The sequence below is a fragment of the Sphingomonas sp. MMS24-J13 genome, from assembly GCF_044905095.1.
Lineage (GTDB): Bacteria > Pseudomonadota > Alphaproteobacteria > Sphingomonadales > Sphingomonadaceae > Sphingomonas_I.
In genome coordinates, this window is sequence record NZ_CP173258.1 from 4,295,282 (window position 1) to 4,317,903 (window position 22,622).

The 22,622-nt window shown below is 63.0% G+C and carries 20 protein-coding genes and 1 tRNA gene; 8 read left to right on the forward strand and 13 right to left on the reverse strand.

The features are described 5' to 3' along the window. Positions 1-50 precede the first annotated feature (50 nt). The 4 genes from AB4Z44_RS19925 to AB4Z44_RS19940 form a co-directional block, all read right to left on the reverse strand. A complete protein-coding gene (locus tag AB4Z44_RS19925) occupies positions 51-527 on the reverse strand; it encodes a DUF1348 family protein (protein ID WP_404711392.1) in 477 nt (158 codons plus the stop codon). A 116-nt stretch (positions 528-643) separates the two neighbouring features. After that, positions 644-1,867: an MFS transporter gene (locus AB4Z44_RS19930; protein WP_404711393.1), complete on the reverse strand. Its 1,224-nt coding sequence runs from the start codon at positions 1,865-1,867 to the stop codon at positions 644-646. A gap of 61 nt (positions 1,868-1,928) precedes the next feature. After that, the gene (locus AB4Z44_RS19935) at positions 1,929-2,054 is read right to left on the reverse strand and encodes a MerR family DNA-binding transcriptional regulator (RefSeq protein WP_404711394.1); all 126 of its coding nucleotides are present in this window, start codon (positions 2,052-2,054) and stop codon (positions 1,929-1,931) included. After that, the gene (locus AB4Z44_RS19940; RefSeq protein WP_404711395.1) at positions 2,051-4,402 is read right to left on the reverse strand and encodes a heavy metal translocating P-type ATPase; all 2,352 of its coding nucleotides are present in this window, start codon (positions 4,400-4,402) and stop codon (positions 2,051-2,053) included. The genes AB4Z44_RS19935 and AB4Z44_RS19940 overlap by 4 nt, the downstream gene beginning before the upstream one ends. Positions 4,403-4,710: 308 nt before the next feature. Here AB4Z44_RS19940 and AB4Z44_RS19945 point away from each other — a divergent pair, with 308 nt between their 5' ends. Then, positions 4,711-5,403, forward strand: a complete 693-nt coding sequence (locus AB4Z44_RS19945) for a Spy/CpxP family protein refolding chaperone (RefSeq protein ID WP_404711396.1) — start codon at positions 4,711-4,713, stop codon at positions 5,401-5,403. 236 nt (positions 5,404-5,639) lie between these two features. Here the strand turns inward: AB4Z44_RS19945 and AB4Z44_RS19950 are convergent. Next, positions 5,640-5,730, reverse strand: a tRNA-Ser gene (locus tag AB4Z44_RS19950). An 85-nt stretch (positions 5,731-5,815) separates the two neighbouring features. Here AB4Z44_RS19950 and AB4Z44_RS19955 point away from each other — a divergent pair. The 5 genes from AB4Z44_RS19955 (at position 5,816) to kdsA (ending at position 10,457) form a co-directional block, all read left to right on the forward strand. Further along, complete coding sequence (locus AB4Z44_RS19955; RefSeq protein WP_404711397.1) at positions 5,816-6,709, forward strand: peptidylprolyl isomerase; 894 nt, start codon at positions 5,816-5,818, stop codon at positions 6,707-6,709. Between the two features lie 8 nt (positions 6,710-6,717). Continuing rightward, entirely contained in the window at positions 6,718-7,467 is a 750-nt protein-coding gene (locus AB4Z44_RS19960; protein ID WP_404711398.1) for a metallophosphoesterase, read from the forward strand. A 362-nt stretch (positions 7,468-7,829) separates the two neighbouring features. Then, positions 7,830-8,831 (forward strand): SIS domain-containing protein, encoded by a 1,002-nt coding sequence (locus tag AB4Z44_RS19965; protein ID WP_404711399.1) that lies wholly within the window; start codon positions 7,830-7,832, stop codon positions 8,829-8,831. Continuing rightward, the gene (locus AB4Z44_RS19970; RefSeq protein ID WP_404711400.1) at positions 8,828-9,625 is read left to right on the forward strand and encodes a 3-deoxy-manno-octulosonate cytidylyltransferase; all 798 of its coding nucleotides are present in this window, start codon (positions 8,828-8,830) and stop codon (positions 9,623-9,625) included. The genes AB4Z44_RS19965 and AB4Z44_RS19970 overlap by 4 nt, the downstream gene beginning before the upstream one ends. Positions 9,626-9,629: 4 nt before the next feature. Beyond that, entirely contained in the window at positions 9,630-10,457 is an 828-nt protein-coding gene (gene kdsA, locus AB4Z44_RS19975) for a 3-deoxy-8-phosphooctulonate synthase (protein ID WP_404711401.1), read from the forward strand. Between the two features lie 12 nt (positions 10,458-10,469). Here the strand turns inward: kdsA and AB4Z44_RS19980 are convergent, their stop codons facing one another. From AB4Z44_RS19980 to AB4Z44_RS19990, 3 genes are all read right to left on the reverse strand, one after another. After that, positions 10,470-11,231, reverse strand: a complete 762-nt coding sequence (locus AB4Z44_RS19980) for a DUF5672 family protein (protein ID WP_404711402.1) — start codon at positions 11,229-11,231, stop codon at positions 10,470-10,472. Then, positions 11,213-12,772 carry a glycosyltransferase gene (locus tag AB4Z44_RS19985; protein WP_404711403.1) on the reverse strand — a complete coding sequence of 520 codons (1,560 nt, stop codon included), beginning with the start codon at positions 12,770-12,772 and terminating at the stop codon, positions 11,213-11,215. The genes AB4Z44_RS19980 and AB4Z44_RS19985 overlap by 19 nt, the downstream gene beginning before the upstream one ends. 114 nt (positions 12,773-12,886) lie before the next feature. Beyond that, positions 12,887-14,062 (reverse strand): polysaccharide biosynthesis/export family protein, encoded by a 1,176-nt coding sequence (locus AB4Z44_RS19990; RefSeq protein WP_404711404.1) that lies wholly within the window; start codon positions 14,060-14,062, stop codon positions 12,887-12,889. Between the two features lie 180 nt (positions 14,063-14,242). On the opposite strand from AB4Z44_RS19990, the gene AB4Z44_RS19995 reads away from it, so the two are divergent. After that, positions 14,243-16,036 carry a glycosyltransferase family 2 protein gene (locus AB4Z44_RS19995; RefSeq protein ID WP_404711405.1) on the forward strand — a complete coding sequence of 598 codons (1,794 nt, stop codon included), beginning with the start codon at positions 14,243-14,245 and terminating at the stop codon, positions 16,034-16,036. Between the two features lie 18 nt (positions 16,037-16,054). After that, entirely contained in the window at positions 16,055-17,161 is a 1,107-nt protein-coding gene (locus tag AB4Z44_RS20000; RefSeq protein ID WP_404711406.1) for a phytanoyl-CoA dioxygenase family protein, read from the forward strand. A gap of 56 nt (positions 17,162-17,217) precedes the next feature. Here AB4Z44_RS20000 and AB4Z44_RS20005 read toward each other — a convergent pair whose 3' ends face one another. The 5 genes from AB4Z44_RS20005 to AB4Z44_RS20025 form a co-directional block, all read right to left on the reverse strand. Beyond that, complete coding sequence (locus AB4Z44_RS20005) at positions 17,218-17,865, reverse strand: ABC transporter ATP-binding protein (protein ID WP_404711407.1); 648 nt, start codon at positions 17,863-17,865, stop codon at positions 17,218-17,220. Next, the gene (locus AB4Z44_RS20010; protein ID WP_404711408.1) at positions 17,862-18,641 is read right to left on the reverse strand and encodes an ABC transporter permease; all 780 of its coding nucleotides are present in this window, start codon (positions 18,639-18,641) and stop codon (positions 17,862-17,864) included. Before AB4Z44_RS20010 ends, AB4Z44_RS20005 begins: the two co-directional genes overlap by 4 nt. A 2-nt stretch (positions 18,642-18,643) precedes the next feature. Further along, entirely contained in the window at positions 18,644-19,756 is a 1,113-nt protein-coding gene (locus tag AB4Z44_RS20015; protein ID WP_404711409.1) for a capsule biosynthesis protein, read from the reverse strand. 261 nt (positions 19,757-20,017) lie between these two features. Further along, positions 20,018-21,136: a DegT/DnrJ/EryC1/StrS family aminotransferase gene (locus AB4Z44_RS20020; RefSeq protein WP_404711410.1), complete on the reverse strand. Its 1,119-nt coding sequence runs from the start codon at positions 21,134-21,136 to the stop codon at positions 20,018-20,020. Then, entirely contained in the window at positions 21,133-22,419 is a 1,287-nt protein-coding gene (locus tag AB4Z44_RS20025; protein WP_404711411.1) for an acetyl-CoA carboxylase biotin carboxylase subunit family protein, read from the reverse strand. The genes AB4Z44_RS20020 and AB4Z44_RS20025 overlap by 4 nt, the downstream gene beginning before the upstream one ends. Between the last annotated feature and the right edge of the window lie 203 nt (positions 22,420-22,622).

The following is a 22,622-nucleotide window of genomic DNA, read 5'->3' on the forward strand; positions in this document are numbered from 1 at the left end:
TCTGCTGTTTGGCCCAGCTTAGGCGGGGTAAGGCTGCCACCGCAATGCCGCTAGAAGCCCAGTGCGCTCAGGCCCGGATGGTCGTCCGGCCGGCGGCCCTGCGGCCAGTGGAATTTACGCCCGGCCTCGGCGATCGGCGCGTCGTTGATGCTCGCGATCCGCCGGCGCATCAGGCCGTTGGCTGCGAATTCCCAATTCTCGTTGCCGTAGCTGCGATACCATTGGCCGCTATCGTCATGCCATTCGTAGGCGAAGCGCACGGCGATGCGATCGTTGGTGAAAGCCCACAATTCCTTGATCAGGCGATATTCGAGTTCGCGTGCCCATTTGCGCGCGAGGAAAGCCTGAATCTCTGCGCGGCCTTCAATGAATTCGGCGCGATTCCGCCAATGGCAATCCTCCGTATAGGCGAGCGAGACCCGCTCGGGATCACGGCTATTCCAGCCATCCTCGGCCAAGCGCACCTTCTGCAGGGCTGTTTCGTGGGTGAAGGGCGGCAGCGGTGGGCGTTCGGCTTCGATCGTCATGTCACTCTCCGAATCTGTGCTTTGCGAGGCGTGGCTCGTATAGAATGCAGCAATCGAACGCGCACCGGCATAGCCGGCCTGACCGAGCAGCTTACGAATTGCCGCCTCGGCCGACCTCAGCGTCCGGCGATCACAATATGATCGGCGTGTTTGTGTTTCACCATCAGCAAGGCAGCCGCGGCAATCGTGAAGGCTGCGCCAGCGGCGAAAGTCGCGGTGGGGCCAAACGAGTCCCAAAGCCACCCGGCCAGCAGGCTCGCGGCGAGCAGGGCGACACCGGTAGCGAGGTTGAATATTCCGTACGCCGATCCGCGCAGGGCGGCCGGCGCGTTGTCCGCAACCAGCTTGGCAAGCAACCCCTGCGTCAGCGCCATATGCACACCCCACAATGCGATACCGACGAACGCTCCGGTCAGGTTCGGCAGGAATGCGAGCGAAAGATCGGCAAGGAATAGCGCCGCCAAGCCCCAGATCAGCAGCTTTTCCGGCGCCGCGGTATCGGACCATCGACCCGCAGGATAAGCGCCGAGCGCATAGACCAGGTTCATCACGACGAGCACGAGCGGAGACAGTGCGAGGGGCAGGCCCTCACCGCTGGCGCGAAGGATCAGGAATGCTTCGCTGAACCTCGCGAGCGTGAACACCACGCCGATAGCAACTACCTCCCGAAAAGGGCGCCCAAGCTGCTTCAGGTCACGAAAGCGGATAGGAGGTTCGACCGACCCGGCATTCCCGCTCGGTCTGCGATCCTCAACGCCGAACACCACGCACAGCACGGCCAGGAGCGCTGGAATGACCGCGATCCAGAAGACCCGTCGCATGTTGTTGCCCAGCAGGAGCATCAGCGCGATTCCGAGCAGCGGCCCCAGGAATGCCCCGACAGTGTCGAGGGACTGGCGCAGGCCAAAGGCGCGGCCCCGAATCGCCGGTGGCGTGACATCCGCCACCAATGCATCGCGCGGCGCACCGCGCAGTCCCTTCCCGATACGGTCGGCGAACCGCGTGCCGAGGATGACCGGCGCACTCCCGGCCATGGCAAAAACCGGCTTCGACAGCGCGCCGAGGCCATATCCCAGCAGAATCAGGGGCTTCCTGCGGCCGATGCGATCAGAGACATATCCCGAAAAGACCTTGGTGATCGAGGCGGTCGATTCCGCGATGCCGTCGATCAATCCGACCACCGCCACGCTCACACCCAGCGTTGTCGTCAGAAAAAGCGGCAATAGCGCGTGGATGATCTCGGACGAGATATCCATGAACAGGCTGACTAACCCGAGCGCCCAGACGGTGCGCGGGATCGCGCCGGTCGAGGATATCCATCTCGCGCCCGCGTCCTTCAAAACCGGCCCTCCTGTCCCGGCCTCGCCCATCGCCCGCGCAGCCGGCCGCATGACGCGCCACCTATAGCCCGCCCGATGCTAACGTTCGCGCATCGAGGATCGGGCAGCCGGGCCGCCCGATCTCTTCGTAATGGCGGACCATCCGACGCGAGATGCCGCTCGCCTTCGATACCTGACCCATGTTCATAGCGCTTGCCGGTTGAGCCGGAGCGCGTTGGCGACAACGCTGACCGACGACAATGCCATCGCGGCCGCCGCAATCACCGGGGAGAGCAGGATGCCGAACAACGGGTAGAGCAGCCCTGCCGCCACCGGGATGCCGGCCGCATTGTAAATGAAGGCGAAGACCAGGTTCTGACGAATGTTGGACATCGTGGCCCGGCTCAGCCGGCGTGCCCGGACGATCCCCATCAAGTCGCCCTTCAGCAACGTGATGCCCGCGCTTTCGATGGCGACGTCCGTACCGGATCCCATGGCAATGCCGACCTCGGCGGCAGCGAGCGCGGGCGCGTCGTTGACCCCGTCGCCGGCCATCGCGACGATGCGGCCTCCGCGTTGGAGCCGCTCGACGACTTCACTCTTCTGGTCGGGCAGCACCTCGGCCTCGACCTCGTCGATGCCGAGCGTCCGGGCGACCGCTTCGGCCGTCGTGCGGTTATCGCCGGTCAGCATCACCACCCGGATGCCCTCGGCTCGCAGGCTGGCGAGTGCTTCGGATGTCGTCTTCTTGATCGGGTCGGCGATGGCGAGCACACCGGCAACGGTGCCATCTACCGCCGCGAAGATCGCGGTCGCCCCATCGCGCCGCAATTCGTCGGCCTGCGCTGCGAGCGCCGCGGTATCGACCCCGTGCTCTTTGAGAAACGCGGCGTTGCCAAGCAGCATGCGCTTGCCTTCGACGGTGCCGAGCGCACCCTTGCCCGTAGGAGAATCGAAGTCCGCAAGCGCGGGAATCGCGATCTGGCGACTGGCCGCTGCCTCGACGATCGCGCGGGCGATCGGATGCTCGGAGGCACGCTCCACGCCGGCCGCAAGCCGCAGCACCTCGTCTTCGGTGAAACCTGAAGCAGCCACGATCTTCGTAACCGATGGATGACCTTCGGTCAGCGTGCCTGTCTTGTCGACGACCAGCGTGTCGATCTTCTCCATCCGTTCGAGCGCCTCGGCGTTCTTGATCAGGACGCCGAGCGTAGCCCCCCGGCCGATGCCGACCATGATCGACATGGGTGTGGCGAGTCCCAGTGCGCAGGGGCAGGCGATGATCAGCACCGCCACTGCGGCGACGAGGCCATAGGCGAAGCGTGGTTCCGGTCCCCAGATCGCCCAACCCGCAAAGGCAAGCACCGCGATCGCCAGCACCACCGGCACGAACCAGCCCGAGACCCGATCGGCCATGCGCTGGATCGGCGCACGCGATCGTTGCGCCGCTGCGACCATCTGGACGATACGTGCAAGCATCGTGTCGCGGCCGACCTTGTCGGCGCGAATGACGAGCGCGCCGGTCTGGTTGAGCGTACCGCCGATCACCTTGTCGCCGAGCGCCTTGGTCGTCGGCATCGATTCGCCGGTCACCAGCGATTCGTCGAGCGAAGAGCGACCGTCCTCGACGACGCCGTCGACCGGCACCTTCTCGCCCGGGCGAACCCGCAGCCGATCGCCCACCACGATCTGGTCGAGGCTTACCTCGACGTCGATGTCGTTCGCGTCGATGCGTCGCGCGGTTTTGGGCGCGAGGTTGAGAAGCGCCTTGATCGCACCCGAGGTCCGCTCGCGGGCGCGCAGCTCGAGCACCTGCCCGAGCAACACCAGCACGGTGATGACGGCGGCGGCTTCGAAATAGACCGCGACCGTGCCGTCAGCCGAGCGGAAGGCAGGAGGAAAGACGCCGGGCGCGAGCGCCGCAACCATGCTGTAGGTCCAGGCGATCCCGGTTCCCATCGCGATCAGGGTGAACATGTTGAGGTTGCGCGTCCGCACCGACGTCCAGCCGCGTTCGAAGAACGGCCACCCGGCCCAAAGTACGACGGGGGTTGCCAGCACGAGCTGAATCCAGATCGCGATCCGCATCGGCACGATGTGATGAACTGCCGGGACGATATGCCCGCCCATTTCGAGGGCGAAGACCGGCAATGCCAGCACAAGCCCGACCGAGAAGCGCCGCGTCATATCCGCGAGCTCCGGACTGGGGCCGCTCTCGGCGGCAACGGTCAACGGCTCCAGGGCCATGCCGCAGATCGGGCAATTGCCCGGGTGATCCTGCCGAATCTCCGGATGCATCGGGCAGGTCCAGATCATGCCGGCGGCTGGTTGGGATGCGGCAGACGCGGCAGGCGCGGCAGGAACGAGGTAACGGTCGGGGTCGGCAACGAATTTGCTGCGGCAGCCCGCGCTGCAGAAATCATAGGTGGTTCCGCCATGTACCGCGTGGTGGGCCGTCGTCTCCCGATCGACCGTCATCCCGCAGACCGGGTCCTTCGCTCCGCCTCCCGGGGTGTGACGTGAATGGTCGTGTGCAAGAGGCTCGGTGCGCGTCATCGCGATGCTCCTGGTGACGCCTCATCATATGGGGTCTGACACCGCGTTAGGGTCAAGAGCCTTGCCAGGCACTCGGGGTCATTACGTACAGCAATCCTCTGCCGTTACGATATTGCCCTGTTGCGGAAGGGCAGGGTCATGGCTCTGGGCGACGCCGATACGCACTGTCACCGTAACAAGGCGCCACGGCGCGCCAATATCGTATTCTCGGCTTCCTTCTGCATCTTGGGCAATTGCCAGCGTCAACCGAACCCCGGGGCCAGGCTCTTGCGGTCACCCGTTCCCCGTCCCTTTCCAGGAGATAATGCATGATCAAGTCGCACATATGGGCCGGCGCGGCTGTGCTTGCGCTTGTTGGTGCAGTGCCGGCAATGGTTAGCGCGCAAAGTGCTCCGGACCCCCATGCCGGGCATCATCCGGGGCAGGTCGTCACACCTGCAACGCCACCGTCACCGGCACCGACTGCGACCACAAAGCCGGGCGGGATGATGGACGGCGGCTCGGCCATGATGAACGGAATGGGTGCCGATGGCGGCAAGATGCCGATGGTGGGGATGATGGGCGGCACGGGCACGCCGATGGGCTGCATGGCCGGCGGTGGAATGCCAATGACCACCGACGTCGAAGGGCGGATCGGGTCTCTGCGGACCGAACTCAAGATTGCCGGCGCGCAAACAGGTGCCTGGAGCGCATTTGCCGACGTTCTGCGCGCCAACGCCAGGCGAGCGGGTCCAGTACATGCGGCGATGATGTCGCCTTCGAATGGGCGCGCGCCTCTGTCCCTCGAAAAGCGACTGGAACTGCACGATCAGGCGCTGACAACCAGCCTGGCCAATCTTCGGGCGCTGAAGCCCGCGCTGGTGCGACTCTATGCCGTTCTGTCGACCGAACAGAAGGCGACGGCGGATCGGCTGCTCGTGCATGAAACGGACATGATGTCCGGCATGCCCATGTCCGGTGTGCCGATGTCGGGAATGCGTGGCTGCATTCGGAGGCAATAGCAGGAGCCGGAATAGCGACGATTGGCTATTTACTGTTCTGGGCCGTGTTGTTTCCGGTAATGACGCGGTTTGGCCGCGACGCACACGTATGGGGCGCCACCACCGGGGCCACGGGAGTGCTTCGTCCGGCAGGACGGCAAATGGACCCCGCCCGTCTAGGGTCGCGAACCTGCTTGTGGGAAGATAATGCCGACCGCAGGCGCCAAATCTGGGATCAGGCCCGACGAAGGGCGCGATGGCGGAGCGGGAGGGATTCGAACCCTCGATACGGTTTTGCCGTATACTCACTTTCCAGGCGAGCGCCTTCGACCACTCGGCCACCGCTCCGTAACGCAAGGAAGGTGGGCCCCTAACGTGCGGCCGCCCCTTTCGCAAGGCGCGCGCGCGTGGCAGTGCATATGGGATGCTGGATATGCTCCGTCGCACCCTGATTGGCACGGCCGCCCTCGGTCTGATCGCGGCCGCGCCGCCGCCGCCGTCGAAGCCTGCGACGCCCATGTCGGTGCTCGCGGCCGCATTGCCGGCCGACTGGAGCAGGATCGATCCGCAGGATCTGCTGGTGATCGATCTCGCTAATGGCGGCCGCGTGGCGATCGCGCTCGCGTCGGCATTCGCGCCCGTCCATATCGCCAATATTCGAACCCTCGCGCGCGCCGGCTGGTTCGATGGCCTTGCGATCGATCGGGTGCAGGATGGCTATGTCACCCAATGGGGCGACATGGAGGGGACGAAGCCGCTGTCCGCCGGAGTCGTCAAGCCGACCCCGGCCGAATATGAACGGTCTGCGGCAGGCCTGTCCTTGGCGATGCTTCCCTATCGCGACACCTTTGCCCCCAAGACGGGCTATGTCGGCCCGTTTCCGGTCGGAGCTGACGGCGGCCAGGCGTGGCTGGCGCATTGCTACGCGATGGTCGGCGTCGGCCGCGAGAATAATCCGGATACGGGGACGGGCGCCGAGCTTTATGCGGTGATCGGGCATGCACCGCGCCAACTCGATCGCAACATCGCCTTGATCGGCCGCGTCGTCGACGGGATGGAACAACTGACCGCCTTGCCGCGCGGCGGCGCCGATATGGGCTTCTATGCCGATCCGAAGCAGCGCACCGGGATCGTGCGCGAACGGATCGCTGCCGATCTGCCCGCGGCCGAGCGCCCGGCTTACGAATATCTTCGCCCCGACAGCGCCAGCTATCGTGCCTGGCAGCATGTCCGGGCCAATCGCCAGGACGATTTCTATCTCCGTCCCGCCGGCGCTGCCGATCTGTGCGGCGTGCTGCCGCCGGTGCGTGCGGTGCCGCGGTACTGACGCCCCGCATGTTCGGCCTTGGCAGGAAAGCGGCCACCGGGGCGCAGGTGCCCGACGGGCTTCGCATCTATGCGATCGGCGACGTCCATGGGCGGCTCGATCTCTTGCGCGCGCTGCTGACGATGGTGCAGGCGGACGATGCGGCGCGGGGCGAGGCCGAAACCCATGTCGTCATGCTGGGCGACCTGATCGATCGGGGACCCGAATTGGCCGAAATCATCGATTATTTCCTCGCCGGCCCGCCCCCCTTCGCGCACTATCATTTCATCATGGGCAACCATGAGGAGATGCTGCTCAAGCAGATCTACGAGCCGAGCGAGGAGAGTCTCGCGCATTTCCTCCGCTTCGGCGGGCGCGAGACATTCGAAAGCTATGGCGTCCCGCAGCGTGTGCTCGACATGCCCGAGCGTTATTCCTTCGCCGGGCTCACCGATGCCGTGCCTGCGCGCCACCGCACTTTCCTATCCGCGATGGAGGACATGGTCCGCTTCGGAGATTATCTGTTCGTTCATGCCGGCATCCGCCCCGACGTGCCGATCGACGAGCAGAAGCCGAGCGATCTGCGCTGGATTCGGCAGCAATTCCTCTACAGCGACGTCGATCACGGCGTAGTGGTCGTCCACGGTCATACGATCACCGAAGAGCCCGAGCTTCGGCCTAATCGTATCGGCATTGATACGGGCGCCTTCCAGAGCGGTCGGCTGACCGCGCTCGGGCTCGAAGGCAGGGGGAAGTGGTTGATCGTGACGGGGGATTGATCCCGCGCGCGGACGCTTTGCACTGGCAACCCAAGGTCTGGGAACCTTATCTAATCCCAAGCGCTTGGGCGGCTTCTAACGCTGCTCCGCAGCGCTTAGGAGTAGGGTGCCCGTCGAACGATTGCGGAATGGGGAATTTTAATCGTCAAGCTCTGTGACTGTATCAGGGTATGGCTCAGTCCCGCGATATGCAGATACCATTGAATTTGCGATACTTTCTCCATTGAGGGCTTCGGGTTACTTTTGTCCGAAATGGTTCAGCCTCTTTCGTTATGACACATGGATGCAGCAATTTGGCGCTCGCCACTTTTGTGCGGCGCGGGTAGGAAGCCGGCGCGCCCCCGGGCGTGGAGGATTAAGCGATGGGCGTAGCAGAGTTTTCCCGGCATTTGTCGGTCACCGATCAGGCTGATCTGATCGCTTATGGCCGGCAGGTTGTTGCAACCGAGGCGGCCGCACTCACTGTCCTCGGCGCATCGCTCAACGCCGGTTTCGCGCAGGCGATTTTGACGATCATGCAGTTGCGCGGACGCGTAATTGCCACGGGTATCGGCAAGTCGGGCCATATCGCGCGCAAGTTCGCAGCGACCTTGTCCTCGACCGGTACCCCGGCGCTGTTCGTCCATCCCGCCGAAGCAGCGCATGGCGATCTGGGCATGCTGGCGCCCGGCGACGGGCTGGTGGCCTTCTCCAATTCAGGCAGCACCGCCGAACTCCAGCCGGTACTAGTGTACGCCGCCAAGCTGGGCCTGCCCGTCATCGGGATTGCAAGCCGGGCGGATTCGCTTGTGATGCACCATGCCGACGTCCAATTGTTGCTGCCGCGGATGGACGAGGCGTGCCCGGCCAATCTTGCGCCGACTACATCGACGTCGATGATGATGGCGCTGGGCGACGCATTGGCCATGACGATCATGCGCGCGCGCGGTATTTCGCGTTCCGGCTTCGAGGCGCTGCATCCTGGCGGCACGATCGGCAAGAAGCTGATGCGGGTCGCGGCCGTCATGCACGGGCGCGATCCGCTGCCGCTGGTCGGCCTTGACGAGCCGATGCGCAACGTGATTTTGACAATGACGACGATGAGCTTCGGTATTGCCGGCGTGGTCGACGACGCCGGGGCGCTGATCGGTGTGATTACCGATGGCGATCTGCGTCGCAATCTCGACGGTCTGTTCGATTCAACGGCGCGCGCCGTGATGACGCCCGATCCGGTGTGGGTTTCGCCCGGCTGTTTTGTCGAGGATGCGCTGAACATTCTGAACCAGCACAAGATCACCGCGATGTTCACGATCGAGGATGCGGTGCGCCGCCGCCCGGTCGGGCTCGTCCACGTCCACGATTTCCTTCGGCTTGGGCTAGCATGAAGACGGCGATCATCGTCCCCGCCCGTTTCGCCTCCACTCGTTATCCTGGAAAGCCGCTCGTTCCCCTGAAGGGGGCGCGTGGAACGAGCAAGCCGCTGATTCGCCGCAGCTGGGAGGCGGCTATGGCGGTGCCGGGTATCGAACGCGTGATCGTTGCCACCGATGACGACCGCATCGCCGATGCCGCGCGGGGGTTCGGTGCGGATGTGGCGATGACATCCGAGGCCTGCCGCAACGGCACTGAACGGTGTGCAGCGGTACTACCGCTGCTTTCGGGTATCGAGCTGGTCGTCAACCTTCAGGGCGATGCGCCGCTCACGCCACCGGGTTTCGTGGCGGCTCTCGTGACAAGCATGGCACGGGACGACACGATCGGGGTCGCGACGCCCGCGCTCCGCGTGACCCCGATCGTGCACGCCCGATTGCTGGCGGACCAGAAGGTGGAGCGGGTCGGCGGCACGACCGTGGCGATCGGTGTGCGCGGCGATGCGCTCTATTTCTCCAAGGCGGTCATTCCGCATATCCCGCCCGCCCGCGCCGACGATCCGGCGCTGCCGCGCTTCCTCCATATCGGCGTCTACGCTTATCGGACCGCCATGCTGGAGACCTATGCGGCGTTGCCGCCGGGTCCGTTGGAAGAACTGGAAGGGCTCGAACAATTACGCTTCCTAGAGCATGGCCTGCCGGTTCGGGTGGTCGAGGTTCCGGCACCTGGCTATGACCTGTGGGAGCTCAACAATCCCGAGGATGTCCTCGCGGTGGAAGCGGCGCTGGCACAGGGCGGTCTGGACTGAACATATGACGGCAACAATATTGAGTGGCCGCGCGATCGGTCTGGATCAGCCGCTCTTTCTGATCGCCGGCCCCTGCGTGATCGAATCCGAGGCACTGGCGCTGGCGGTGGCGGAGACCCTGCGCGCCATCGCGGATCGGCTCGGCATGCTGGTCATCTACAAAAGCTCGTTCGACAAGGCGAACCGCAGTTCGGGCAATTCCTTTCGCGGCCCGGGCCTGGAGGAGGGACTGCGCATCCTGGAAAAGGTTCGGGCCGAAACGGGCCTGCCCGTGCTGACCGACGTGCATGAAGTAGCCCAGGTCAGGCCCGTGGCCGAGGTGGTCGACATGCTCCAGACGCCTGCCTTTCTCGCGCGCCAGACCGATCTGATCGAGGCGGTTGCCATGTCCGGCAAGCCGGCCAACATCAAGAAAGCGCAATTCATGGCCCCGGGTGACATGGTCCACGTGATCGACAAGGCCCGGAGCGCGGCATCGGCAGCGGGTTTGGCCGATCCCGTGCTGACGGTTGCCGAACGTGGCACGTCGTTCGGCTACAACAATCTTGTCGTCGATATGCGGGGGCTGGTGATCATGCGCGATACCGGTTGCCCGGTCGTGTTCGATGCGACCCATTCGGTGCAATTGCCGGGCGGTCGCGGCACGACCTCCGGCGGGCAGCGCGAATTCGTGCCCGTTCTGGCACGCGCGGCGGTGGCGGTCGGCGTGAGCGGGTTGTTCATGGAAACGCACCCGGAGCCCGACAGTGCCATGTCGGACGGGCCGAACGCCTGGCCGTTGGCGGCGCTGGAAGGTCTGATCGAGGATATGGTCTCGCTGCGGCAAAGGTAGGCTTGTCGGCGGCTACCGCCGTCGAGCAGCGCGCGCGCGCATCCGTCGCCAGATCGTCGATGCCAGCCGCACGTCGCCCCGTCGCAGCGCCCCGTACAGGATTTCCTTATGCTCGCGGCGGTTGAGCAGGCCAGGTTCCAAAGCGGCGAATAGGGCGGAACAATCCGGCCGCGAAAGATGATCGATCAGGTTGAAGGCGCCATGGAAACCGAACTCGCGGCCGGTCGGTGCGAGTCTCTCATAGGCGAAACGACGCGCCACGTCCTCGGGCGCGAACCGCAATCCGAACCGCTTCTCCAGCATTGGGCGGTGTGTCCGGCAGATGGCGACGTCTTCCGAATCGTCTGTAATGGGGAGGGTCGTGCAGGCTTCGACGAGTCTGCGTGATCGCAGCGAGAAGCCGCCATTGCCGACACGCATTCCGTCCCCGAACTGCGGCCACGGCGCGCCGATATAATCATAGTCCAGAAATGCCGGGTCCCAGGCGGCCGGATCGAGCACATAGCCATCCCATTGGACGCACAGCACATACGGTGTCTGCAGGTGCGCGGCGAGTTCGCGGAGCATGAAGGTCGAATATTCGTGCCGCGAGCCGATCGGCGCGATCTGCCGCCAGGCGGCTGGTGTGCCGGGCGGGGGCGAATGGTCGCTCAGCAACAGTGCCTCGCCAAAGCGGAGCCCTTGCTGCGACAGGGTCAGTGCTCGAGCGGTGGCGGGAATCGCGACGCTGGTGACGGCGACCAGCGCAACGTCGGTCAGAAGGCCAGCAGGCATCGTTCGGATTGGCGACGAAAGAGCGGGTTATGATAGGGGTCGCGGACGTCGCGCGTGTCCCAGCGCGAGCGGAGCGCCGCCAGTTCGCGCTCGAACCGGGCAAGGTCGGCCCCGTGCCGCGTCGTGCCGCGCGAGCGCGATTCGTGATGGATCAACGTCGCGGCTGCGCAATAGACCGTGCGCCAGCCCCTTGCAGCCAGCCGCAGGCACAGGTCGACATCGTTGAAGTCGATCGTGAACCGTTCGGCATCCATGCCGTCGACGGCGATAAATTTGTCGCGCGCGACAAGCAGGCAGGCTGCCGTCACCGCGGAAACGGTCCGGGTCTCGTCATGCCACGGCGCAAAGACGCCGGGCTGCGGCAACGCTCCCTTCTCGACGTGACCGGCGGCGCCCCCGATGCCAATCGCGACCCCGGCATGCTGGATCGCGCCGTCCGGATAGAGCAGGCGCGCGCCGACCGCGCCGATCTCATCTCGCACGGCCCAGGCCGCCATCTGCTCCAGCCAGTCGGGCGCGATGATTTCGATGTCGTTGTTGAGCAGGCAGACCAGCTCGCCATGCGCCGTGGCGACGCCAGCATTGCATAGCGCAGCAAAGTCGAACGGCCCGTGTTGTGGCACCACGCGCGCTGCGCCGCTTGCCGCCAGCTGCGCAAGCAGGGCTCTGGTGCGCGGATCGCGGCTGTCATTGTCGACCACGATGATCTCGCGCTCGCCGGGAAAGTGCGTTCGCGACAGGCCATCGAGGCAGGTCTGTAGCAGATCGGCACGGTCGCGTGTGGGGACGATCACGCTGATCGCGACGGGCGGGTTTGCGACATGCTGGCGCGGAGCCGCGATGCGGCTGGCCGCGCGGTGAGTCAAGATGCGCGGCAGGTGCCGCGCATCGCTCCCGTTCGCAAGGGCATATGCCAGCGCGGTCCAGTCCGTGATCGGATCCTCGCCGAGGGTATCGCTGCGCAGAAGGCAGCTTCCTATCAGGCCGTCATGCGTACCGAACAGGATGGGGTCCCAATCGGGCTTGATCCAGGGTTCGGTGCGGCGGCCTTTGTCGAGGCGATCCTCGTCCCAATAGATCAGGGTTGGCGCGCCTTCGCCGAGATGAGCATCGAGTACCGATCCGAGCGCGACCGCAACACGGTCGCCTGCGCGGATCGGCAGCAACCAAGCGGGCCTGCTCGCGGGCAGCGGGGCGGTACCATCGAAGATCGGCATATCGCGCCCGAAGGCGGCGATCAGGCTGGCGCCGGTCACGGAGCTGGAGCCGCCGATCACTACAGCGCCGACAGATACAGGGCTCGCCAACCCAGGATTGGCGGGCGCAGCCGGCTGCAGGGCGGGCTCGGCCGCCGCGATCCACGCCGCATAATAGCGGCGATGCCGGGCCGCGGCGAGTGACAGCAGGTTCCAGCCGCGCACCCGCCGCCCGCGGAGAAGCTCGACGAGGGCGAGGATTGTCTCGCCGGGGCGTGCCGTCAGGGCGAGACCCAGCACGGTGCGCCAAGCCCGTGGCACGACGCCGGCTAGTTGCGCCGGCATCGTTCGGCCCCACATCTGCCTTGCGGCGACGCGCCGGGCCGGGCGGCATGAGCGCTTTTAGGCCGCTTTTTGGCGCGCTGGTTCAGTGTCGGCACCCGTCCTGTACGATCGAGCTTATTTCAGCACTTGGGCTGCGCTGGCCACAGTCACGATCGGCGAGAAGAGCTGGCTGATCATCTGGATCAGCTTGCCCGGTTGGTTTGCGCGCGCGTTACCAACATAGATTAGGTCCTTGTCCTCCATCGCAAAGCGCTGCGACAGCAGATAACTGCCGGCCTTCATCATATTCATATGGAAGACCACCGGACGCGCGACGCCGTCCTTGTCGGCTACATAGCGGAATACGAAGATTGCCGCAGGGTCGCCAACCGCCGGGTGCGAGCCGCCGGCCTGCGCCACCGCCTCCGCCATCGAGACGTTCGGGGTTCCGAATGCAAAGAGCTGAACCTGGCCCGGCGCACCCATCACCGAGAAGCTGCGCGGCGCCCGCAGGATCGAGAGACGGTCGCCCGGATAGACGCGGAGTTCCTCCTCTTCGCCGCTCAGCGCATCGCTCAGTCGGAATTCGCCGGTACGGCTCTGGCGTTGCAACCGCACCTTCAGGTCCTTCGCATCGCCCCTATAGCCCCCGGCGAGCGCGATGGCGTCCGACACGGTTTCCCGGTTGGTCGGCAAGACCAGGCGGCCGGGTTTGACAACCTCGCCGCCGACAATCACGCTGTTCGTAATATTGTCCCGGATGGAGACCAGCACCTGCGGATTTTGCGAAAAGCCGCTTAGTGCCCTGCGGATCTGTTGCTCCACCTGGCTGATCGTGGATCCGGCGACATGCAGTCGTCCGGCATAAGGCAGCTGGATATTCCCCGCATCGTCTACGCGACTGCCTGCCAGACGCTCGACCCTTGCGGACGAGTCGAAGCTCGCCGATTCGGCTGCTGCCTTCGCGGTGCCGCCGAACAGTGTCACCCCCGCTTCGTATATCGCGATATCGAGCACGTCGCCCGGGCCGACCATGTCAGTCGGCGGAGGTGTCAGATTGGTCAGCGACAGCGGTATCCGGGCTGGCGGTGGGGGCAATGCGGAAATGTCGTCGAGTTCGACGAGCTGGATGGGAGGCGAAATCCCGCGCTCGATCTGCCTCCCGGTCGGGCCGCTCGATGGCAAAGTCGCGCAGGCTGACAGGCAGATCGCGCCGAGGACTGCGGGAAGGAATCTGCTCAAGCCGTAAGACACTTGAGAGGTTGAAGAAAAAATCATTGGCTCCTGGCGGCAATCTGCGATGGAAAGCACGTGCCCGCCCTAGCATTACCTTTCCGCCGGAGGCAAACGTCTTCGGTCAGCGCCCCGATGCGATGGTATCCGGACCATGTCTGGTGCGTGGTGCCGGATCTTGCACCGTAACGGGGGAGATTGTAGCGCGAAGAGCCACCGACCAGCCGATCCCCATCTTCGGGGTCAAGGGGGCAGGGCATGACCTATCGAGGCGCGTCGCCTTCCGTTTTACCGGCCTGGGCCCAATTGTTCCTCGGCGTGCTGCGGCGTCGGCCAGCACGGGCCATCGCGATCGCATATTGGTTTGCCACGCGGCGGCGTGTTCGGGCTCGCAACTGGTTGCGCGACGCAGCGGTCGAACTACTTCCGCTCTATCCGACGTGGATCCGGCTCATCGAGGACGCTGAAACCCGTGTTCTGCGTGACGCGGTGCGGCTGCCGCCCAGCTTTCCGCGGCCGAGATTCAGCCTGTTGGTGCATGCGCCAGCCTGGAGTGGCGCGGTCGCGCTCGATCGCACGCTGGGGTCGATCGATGCGCAGATCTGCCGCGATTGGGATTTGATCATCACTGGCGCGATACCGCCGGAACTCGAGGCGGGCGGCCGGTCCTTCGAGCAGATTGCAACCGACGCTCCGGATGGTGTGAACGCGCTCCGCGCGGCGCTGGCAGCCGCCAGGGGCGATTTCGTCATGATCGTTCCGCCGGATGCCGTGCTGCCACCAGGCGCGCTTCTGCGTTACCAGCAAGCCGCGCTCGTTGCGGCGGACGTCGCCATTTTCTATGGCGACGAAGACGCCATCGATCCAGACGGGCACCGGTCGAAACCCTGGTTCAAGCCGCAATGGGACGCCGAACTCGTGCTTGCGCTGGATTATGTCTCGCGTGCGTGCGTGTTCGCGCTGCCGGTCGCACGGGCGGTCGGGGAGATTTCGGCCGACCTTGCCGATTGCGTCGGCTACGCGTTTCTCCTTGCGGCGGCGGCGCAACCGGGGGTCACCGCTCGGCACATCGCGCATGTCTTGTGCCACCTTCCGAAACGCCGCGATCATGACGATCCGGCCGCACGCCTGCGGGCGGTGGCGCGATATGTCGAAAGGCAAGGCGGCCGCGCACTGCCGGGCCCGTTCGGAACTGTAAGGGTCCGCTGGCCGCTGCCCGATCCGCCGCCACCCGTTACGATCATCGTACCCACCCGCGACCGGGCCGATCTTCTCGAAAGCTGCATCGGCAGCCTGCTGCGGGAAACCCGCTATCCGAATTACGATATCCTGATCGTCGATAATGGCAGCACCGAGCCGGCTACGCATGCCTGGTTTGCTGCGATCATGGCGGATCCGCGCGTGTCCGTCCTCCGGTACGATCATCCGTACAATTATTCGGCGATCAACAATTTCGCCGCAGCGCGCGCGCACGGCGCCTATCTGTGCCTGCTCAATAACGATACCGAGATCATTGACGGTGCATGGCTTGATGAACTCATGCGTTATGCGACACGGCCCGGCGTCGGCGGAGTTGGCGCCAAATTGCTCTACGAAGACGGCAGCATTCAGCATGCGGGCGTGGTGGTAGGGCTCGGGGATGCTGCCGGGCATGCGCATCGGGCGCTGCCGGACGATCAACCCGGCTATTTCGCGCTGGCACATTGCGCGCATTATGCGAGCGCGGTGACGGCGGCCTGCCTCGTCGTCGAGCGTGCCAAATATGAGGCGGTCGGCGGCTTGGACGAGATCAATCTGCAGATTGCCTATAACGATGTCGATCTTTGCCTGAAGCTGGACCGTCAAGGCTGGCGCAACGTCTATGCTCCCCAAGCGATCATGATCCACTATGAGAGCAAATCGCGCGGACAGGACCTCTCCTCCCAGCATGTCGAACGGTACAGGCGCGAATTGGCGGTCTTGCAGGAGCGATGGGATACGGCAGTCATCATCGATCCCATGCATCATCCACGCCTCGATCGATCGAGCGAAACCTACCGCATTCATCTTTGACGGAGAGATTCGAGCCCAATGTCGATTTCAGCGCAGCTGCTGCCGGGAGTGCCGCTGATCGAGTCGCCGCTTTTTGCGGCGTCGATCGATGCTTCGGGAATGACCGAGCAGGATATCGCCATCGCGCGGAGCCTCAACGAGCGTGGCTATGCCGTCGTCGATTTTCCGGATCCCGAAATCCATGAACGGATCGCTCGGATTAAGGCCCGGCTGGCCGCGTATTTCGGTATCGACCCCGACGATACGACGGTCTCCAAAAACCCGGGGAAGCTCCGTGTCCAGGATGCCTGGACAACCGATCCCGACGTCAAGGCGATCGCTGCCAATGACGCGGTCATCGCGCTGTTGGGAAAGCTTTACGGCCGCGAGGCGTTTCCGTTCCAGACCCTGAACTTCCCGGTCGGGACCGAGCAGCATCCCCACAGCGATTCGATCCATTTTTCTAGCCTGCCGGAACGGTTCATGTGCGGGGTGTGGCTGGCGTTCGAGGATACCCATCCCGATGCAGGCCCGCTCGTTTATTATCCGGGCTCGCACAAATGGCCGATCGTCACCAATGCCATGATCGGCCGCCGCGGCTGGCGGAGCCAGTCCCCTTCGGCGCAGGCTCCGTTCGAGAAGGTGTGGCGGGAATTGGTGGCCGCCTCCGGCGTGCAGCCGGACCATTTCTTCGCACGCAAGGGCCAGGCGCTGATCTGGGCCGCGAACCTTCTTCACGGCGGCAGCCGGCAGAACGACCCGACCCGTACGCGCTGGTCGCAGGTGACGCATTATTATTTCAAGGACTGTATCTACTATACACCGGCTTTTTCGGACGAGCCGTTGGGCCGCCTGGATCTGCGCTCGATCGTCAACATCGCCAGCGGCGCGCACGAGCCCAACACCATTCTTGGCGAAAAACCGATTGCGGCGACGCGGCCGGCTGCAAGGAAGGCGAAAACCAGCCTGTTGCGGCGGATTTTCCCGCGCAAGGCGCCTCCTGTCAGCGTTGATCCACTCCCGGAGGATTTCGAGCGGAATGTCTATCGCGATCTGAATCCTGATGTGGCCACGGCCGGGGTCGATCCTGCGGAGCATTATCTGAAGCACGGCCGGGAGGAAGGCCGACGGTATCGGATCGACTGATCGGCAAAGTTGGCAACGCGTTGCGGAATGGTGTGCGATCGGGTTGGGGGGACGCTTCATAGCGCGTCGTAAACAGCCAACCCCTCGTTGATATCCTCGTAGACTATACCCTGGCCCTTGTTGAGCACGACCGCGCGATTGCAGAATTCGCGAATCAGATCGGCACTGTGGGACGCGAGCACCAGAGCGCGGTCATGGCGCTTCTCGAACAGCTCGTAATGGCATTTGCGGTGGAAATTCTGGTCGCCGACCAGGATGACCTCGTCGATCAGATAGCAGTCGAATTCGATCGCCAGCGATAGCGCGAACGCCAGCCGGGCACGCATGCCGGACGAATATGTCTTGACCGGCATCTTGAGTTGACGGCCCAGCTCGGTGAAATCCTCCACGAAGCTGCGGATTTGCGCATAGTCTTGGCCATAGATGCGTGCAATGAAGCGCGCATTGTCGTAGCCGGTCAAGCTTCCCTGAAATCCGCCGGAAAAACCCAAGGGCCACGATACCCTCATTGTCCTGACGATGCTTCCCGACGTCGGCATCTCGACCTGGCCGATGAGCTTGATCAGCGTCGACTTACCCGCACCGTTGCGTCCCAGCACGCCGACGCGCTCGCCTGGATTGACTTCGAAGTTCAACCCTTCAAGCACACGCTTCCGCCCGTGCCCCATTGGATAGGACTTGCAGAGATTCTCGCAGCGTATCACTCTACCACCAAGGTACGCCGCACGCGCCGGCAGAGCGTCAGGCCGATCGGCAGAAGCACGATCGACACCGCCAACGGTACGGTGGGGTCGTAATAAGCGGTGATATCGTCGCCGAAGACGCCGTAGCGCATCATTTCCATCGCGTTCACGGGTGGCGACCAATATAGCACATCGCGCAGCGTTGGGGACAGCCAGGACATCATGTTGAACGTGCCCGAGAAGGGAATCATAATGTATGTGCTGACAGGAATGAATTTCTCCAGAGCGTCCGACATTTCAGAAGCAGGTGCGAGGATAAGGCAAAGGGCCAGGGTGAACAGGCAATAGAGTATCCAGCCCATGATAAGATCAAGATAATGCGCAGGGGCGGGAAACAGCTTGAGTGCATATAGGATTGTGCAGATGAAGACATAGGCCATCATCGTTCCGATCATCTCGATCGCAAAGCGTACGAAAATGAAATCCACGATCTTGATCTGGCTGTGATACAGCAAGCTGCCATTGGCGGAGAACGCCTTCACGGATCTGGAAACCGCATGGCGGAATAGGGTGAGCGGCAGATATCCGGTCACGACGAAGGCGACTACGCCGATCCCATGCTCCTCGGCGCGCAGGACGCTCCACATGATGCTGACCAGGATCGCGAAGAGGAGCGGTTCCACCATCATCCACAGGAAACCGATATTCTCGCGCCCGAACCGTGTGGTCAGCTCGCGGATCATCAGCGCCTTGATGACGCGGGTTTGAACCTTCCATCCTGCACGCAGCGAAGCCATGATCAGTTGTCCGGCGAATGTTCGATGATGCCGACGATCAGCATCCACCCAACCAGATACAAGCAGAGTGCGACACCAGCTACAGTGAGGATGCTCCACAGCCGTTGCGGATAGCGGGATATGTCAGGTTCCTGGGGTTCGACGACACGCTCCAGGTAATATTGCTGGCGCTGGGCTTCAGCACGCGCCTGCTCGAGCGACGCACTGGCTGCCGTCAGGTTTTGCGAGGCAAATTCCTGCTCGAGCGCGAGATTGTCGTAACCGCTCATCTTTGATGACAAAGCGGAAGGGGTGCCGACAGCACGGCTGTTCTGGTGCGCTATGGCGCTGCCTATTGCGGCAATGCGGCCCCGCAGCGCGGGGATTGAGGGGTTTCGGGGGGTGGCGCGGACCATCAGTTCCAACTGCGTCTGGAGCGCCGCCTGCGCGGAGATGAGCTGGTCGGAAATGGCGAGCACGCCGCCGGCTTGCTTGAGCGGGTCGATGAGTTCCTGGCTGTTGCGATACTGCCCCATAGCCAGCCGCGCCTTGCGGACGCGCTCCTGCGCGCTTGCGACGCGCTGCTCCGCTTCGGCGATCGCCTTATCCCGCGCGCGGCCATTCAGGCGGTTGACGAGCCCTTCGCTCAGATCCAGCAGGACCGAGTTGATCTGCCGGGTGTCAGCTGGCGTGAAGGCCCTGACGGTAAGGACTGCGAGACCGGTTTCGGAATCCACCTTCGTGCCGATCTTGCTGAGATAATAACGATAGAAGTTTTCGAAACGATCCTTTTTCCAAAAAGAAGGATAGCGTGAAAAGGGGTCGATACCCGAAAGCTTAAATTTTGCTTGAATGTCGACTCGTCGTTGCAATTCCATCAAGGCGTTTCGTGATCTTATATAGTCGATTACCTCGTTTGTCTGTTCTTGGCCTGACGACAAGCCTCCGACTTGAACTAGGCTGGCGAGGCCGGAAAGCTGATCGGAACGACCCGAGCGTCCTTTCACGACGAAGCGGGATTCGGAAACATATTGATCTGAAGCTACCAAGCCATAATATAATGCTGCAATTAAAGTGGGTAAGACAACAAAAATTGCAAACCAGTTGTTCAGGCGAATAAACTTCAGATTTTTCATTATACTGCCTGACTCACCAATATAATCCGTTTGATTTTGCTACAGAAAAATGGATCGGGTAAATGGACCGATGCCATGTGCTTGTCAATTCCACCGTGCTCGAAGAAGGTGATTCGAGTGGCGTGGCCGTCCCTGCACCTCTCCCAGGCTTTGGGCCTGGCGCTGCCCCGCGGCGCTGGTGGTACGGCTCCTCGATTCGATGCGACCGCCGGCACCGAACGCCGATCGAGGCGACCGCTCAAGGCAGTTTCGCCGTCATGATCAGACCAATGCGGCCGCAGTCTGGACAATCTCCTTTACGTCGTCCTCGGTTACGTCCCTGTGAATCGGCAGGCATAGGGCGCGCTCGGCACCCCAGGCCGCGGCGGGAAGATCGATCGAACCGATCTGGTCATATGGCGAGCAGTTCGAAATCAAAGGGTAGAAATATTTACGGGCGAAAATCCCCTTCTGCCGCAGGGCCGTCCACCAGGCATCCCGGCTGAATCCAGCCTGCTCGGTCACAAGAACGGGGAAATACATGTAATTACGCGTCACGGAAGCGCGGAACGTGGGCCGTATGACGCCGGGCAGGCGGGCGAGCATGGCGACGTACAGATCGTGGACGATCTTGCGGCGGGCGATCTCGGTACCTACCATCGGCAGGACGGACAGGCCCATCGCGGCGTTGACCTCACTCATCTTGCCATTGAAGCCAACCCCGGAAACGATCTCTTCCCCTTCGATCCCGAAGTTGATCGCCTGTCTCACACGATCGAGATAGACGCCGTTGCTAGCGCACAGCAGTCCGCCTTCGCCGGTGTGCATAAGTTTGGTAGCATGCAGGCTACCAACGCTGAGGTCGCCTTCGAGATAGATCGACCTGCCATTTTCATAGACGTCGAAGCAGTGCGCGGCGTCGTAGATCAGCGTGACCCCGAACTCCCTGCCAATGGCGTCGAACGCCGGCACATCGCAGGGATTGCCGTATACGTGCACCGGAAGGATGGCGACGACGTCATCGGTCATCACCGAGCGGACTGATTCTGGCGAGAGATTGAGCGTGTCGCGATCGACATCGGCGAACTTGACCCTGAACCCGGCCAGAGTGATGGAATGGACGGTTGCTGCGAAGGTGAAGGGCGTGGTGATCACCGTGCCGCCGATTTTGCCCAGAGCCAGAAGCGCGGCGAGCAGTGCCGACGTCCCGTTGTTGGTCAGCATCATGCGTCGCACGCCGAATCTGTGGCTGAGCCGCTCGGTCAGGTCTCGCTCCAGCGGGCCAAAATTGGTGTAGATGCCCTGCTCGACCATGCGCTGGACGAGATCGTCGAACACCGCCCGATCCGGCGGGATGGGTTTCGTGACGTAGAGGGGGGTCACCCGCTCACGGCCGGTCATCGATGCCATCCTTCGATAATTCCTTCCAAAGTTTCAAGGCATTCCAGCGGGAAGGACGCGATTCCCAACTGCCGTGATACCTCCTTTCGCTCGCTAAATGAATCGTCAATGAACAGCGCTGCCGGCCCTGCAATCACCGAAGATTTCAATTCGTTGCGCTGCAGATGGTGAACGTGATCGAACAGATCCGTAAGCGCTAGGGTTTTAAGCTTTTGCTCCACAATGCCGTCATGGCGGGTGATGAGTTGTATCGAGCAGCCGCACCGGTACTTCAAGCCGAACAGCAGCCCGACAAGCCTGTAATTGATTTCACTGTTCGATAGGATGATCGTGTCGTCGAAATCGACGTAGATGGTTTCGGGACGAAGGGCGACGTGCACCTTGGAGTAGAGGGCGCGATCGCTGATTATTTCGAGAAATGGGCCCTCGGGCATTGCGACGGTTCGGCCCGCCTTTTGGTGCAACCATGCTTCCATAAGATTGACACCGCGCATGCGCTGGAAGCCTGAGGAGCCGGCGATGCGGTTGGCCACCTCCAACAGCTTGGGTCTGCCCTGCCGGTCCATCTTGACCTGAAAGAACCAGGCGCCGCTGATCTTCAGCCTGGAGGATATAGCTTCGGCTTCGGCCCGCAGAAAATCGTCCGGCATGCTCGCCGTTCGGGTGGCGATGCCGCCGGAGGTGCGCAAGCGGACTCGCCCGTGTGCATAGAGCAGGATATTCTCCCGATCCGAGAAGCAGTCGATCGTGATTTCTTCGCCGGGCAGAAGCTCTTGAAGAACGCAATCGCTCTCCCTTGCCAGCGCCGCTTCGAGTTCCTCAGCATCGCGGATGATCATTGCACCCCGCGAACCTTGGCCGCGATCGGGCTTCAGGAACATGGGGAAGGTGGCCGCATTGCGAGAAATCTCGGTCGGCCCGGCAATGACGTCGTCAAGTGCCGCGATCGTTCGTGTCTTCGAGCGCAGGACGGCGGCGAGATTCGGCTCCGGACCGACCAGCATTTCGGCCGGAACCGTGCCGGCAAGGCGAAATACAGCCTCGTCATGTGCCGGTATAACGAAGCGTGCATCAATCCGCGCGGCGAGGGCTATCGCGGCATCGACGAACTCGTCGTGATAGACGTTTGGTAGGCCGAGATGGATGTTTCGGTAGATCAGGCTCGAGTGATCGTTCACCTCGTTTGCGCCATGAATTTCCCAAAATCGCGAGAATTCAAGAGAATCGTGTATCTCGTGGCCGATTTCCGTGCCGGCGGGGAGGACAAGGACGCGATCGGCCACGTGAATTCCTTTATGGAAAGGCGATCAACAAGCAACTTGGTGTCGGCTTTCGATTTCTGCTGTCTATGAAGTACAAGAGTGTCGCACGTTGATGTGGCCGACCGGCATCGAGGAAAGCGCTCTCATCGGAAGAAGGCCGCAGCAGTCTAGGCATTCACCCAGGATCCACCTGACATCAGGAGCTTCCGTCGGTCAACGTGGTG

Coding starts and splice junctions, on each gene's coding strand:
- AB4Z44_RS19970 (WP_404711400.1), top strand. CDS start 8,828: ATGAAGACGGCGATCATCGTCCCCGCCCGTTTCGCCTCCACTCGTTAT.
- kdsA (WP_404711401.1), top strand. CDS start 9,630: ATGACGGCAACAATATTGAGTGGCCGCGCGATCGGTCTGGATCAGCCG.
- AB4Z44_RS20000 (WP_404711406.1), top strand. CDS start 16,055: ATGTCGATTTCAGCGCAGCTGCTGCCGGGAGTGCCGCTGATCGAGTCG.
- AB4Z44_RS19960 (WP_404711398.1), top strand. CDS start 6,718: ATGTTCGGCCTTGGCAGGAAAGCGGCCACCGGGGCGCAGGTGCCCGAC.
- AB4Z44_RS19955 (WP_404711397.1), top strand. CDS start 5,816: ATGCTCCGTCGCACCCTGATTGGCACGGCCGCCCTCGGTCTGATCGCG.
- AB4Z44_RS19945 (WP_404711396.1), top strand. CDS start 4,711: ATGATCAAGTCGCACATATGGGCCGGCGCGGCTGTGCTTGCGCTTGTT.
- AB4Z44_RS20010 (WP_404711408.1), bottom strand. CDS start 18,641: ATGGCTTCGCTGCGTGCAGGATGGAAGGTTCAAACCCGCGTCATCAAG.
- AB4Z44_RS19965 (WP_404711399.1), top strand. CDS start 7,830: ATGGGCGTAGCAGAGTTTTCCCGGCATTTGTCGGTCACCGATCAGGCT.
- AB4Z44_RS20020 (WP_404711410.1), bottom strand. CDS start 21,136: ATGACCGGCCGTGAGCGGGTGACCCCCCTCTACGTCACGAAACCCATC.
- AB4Z44_RS19940 (WP_404711395.1), bottom strand. CDS start 4,402: ATGACGCGCACCGAGCCTCTTGCACACGACCATTCACGTCACACCCCG.
- AB4Z44_RS19980 (WP_404711402.1), bottom strand. CDS start 11,231: ATGCCTGCTGGCCTTCTGACCGACGTTGCGCTGGTCGCCGTCACCAGC.
- AB4Z44_RS19995 (WP_404711405.1), top strand. CDS start 14,243: ATGACCTATCGAGGCGCGTCGCCTTCCGTTTTACCGGCCTGGGCCCAA.
- AB4Z44_RS19985 (WP_404711403.1), bottom strand. CDS start 12,772: ATGCCGGCGCAACTAGCCGGCGTCGTGCCACGGGCTTGGCGCACCGTG.
- AB4Z44_RS19925 (WP_404711392.1), bottom strand. CDS start 527: ATGACGATCGAAGCCGAACGCCCACCGCTGCCGCCCTTCACCCACGAA.
- AB4Z44_RS20015 (WP_404711409.1), bottom strand. CDS start 19,756: ATGAAAAATCTGAAGTTTATTCGCCTGAACAACTGGTTTGCAATTTTT.
- AB4Z44_RS19935 (WP_404711394.1), bottom strand. CDS start 2,054: ATGAACATGGGTCAGGTATCGAAGGCGAGCGGCATCTCGCGTCGGATG.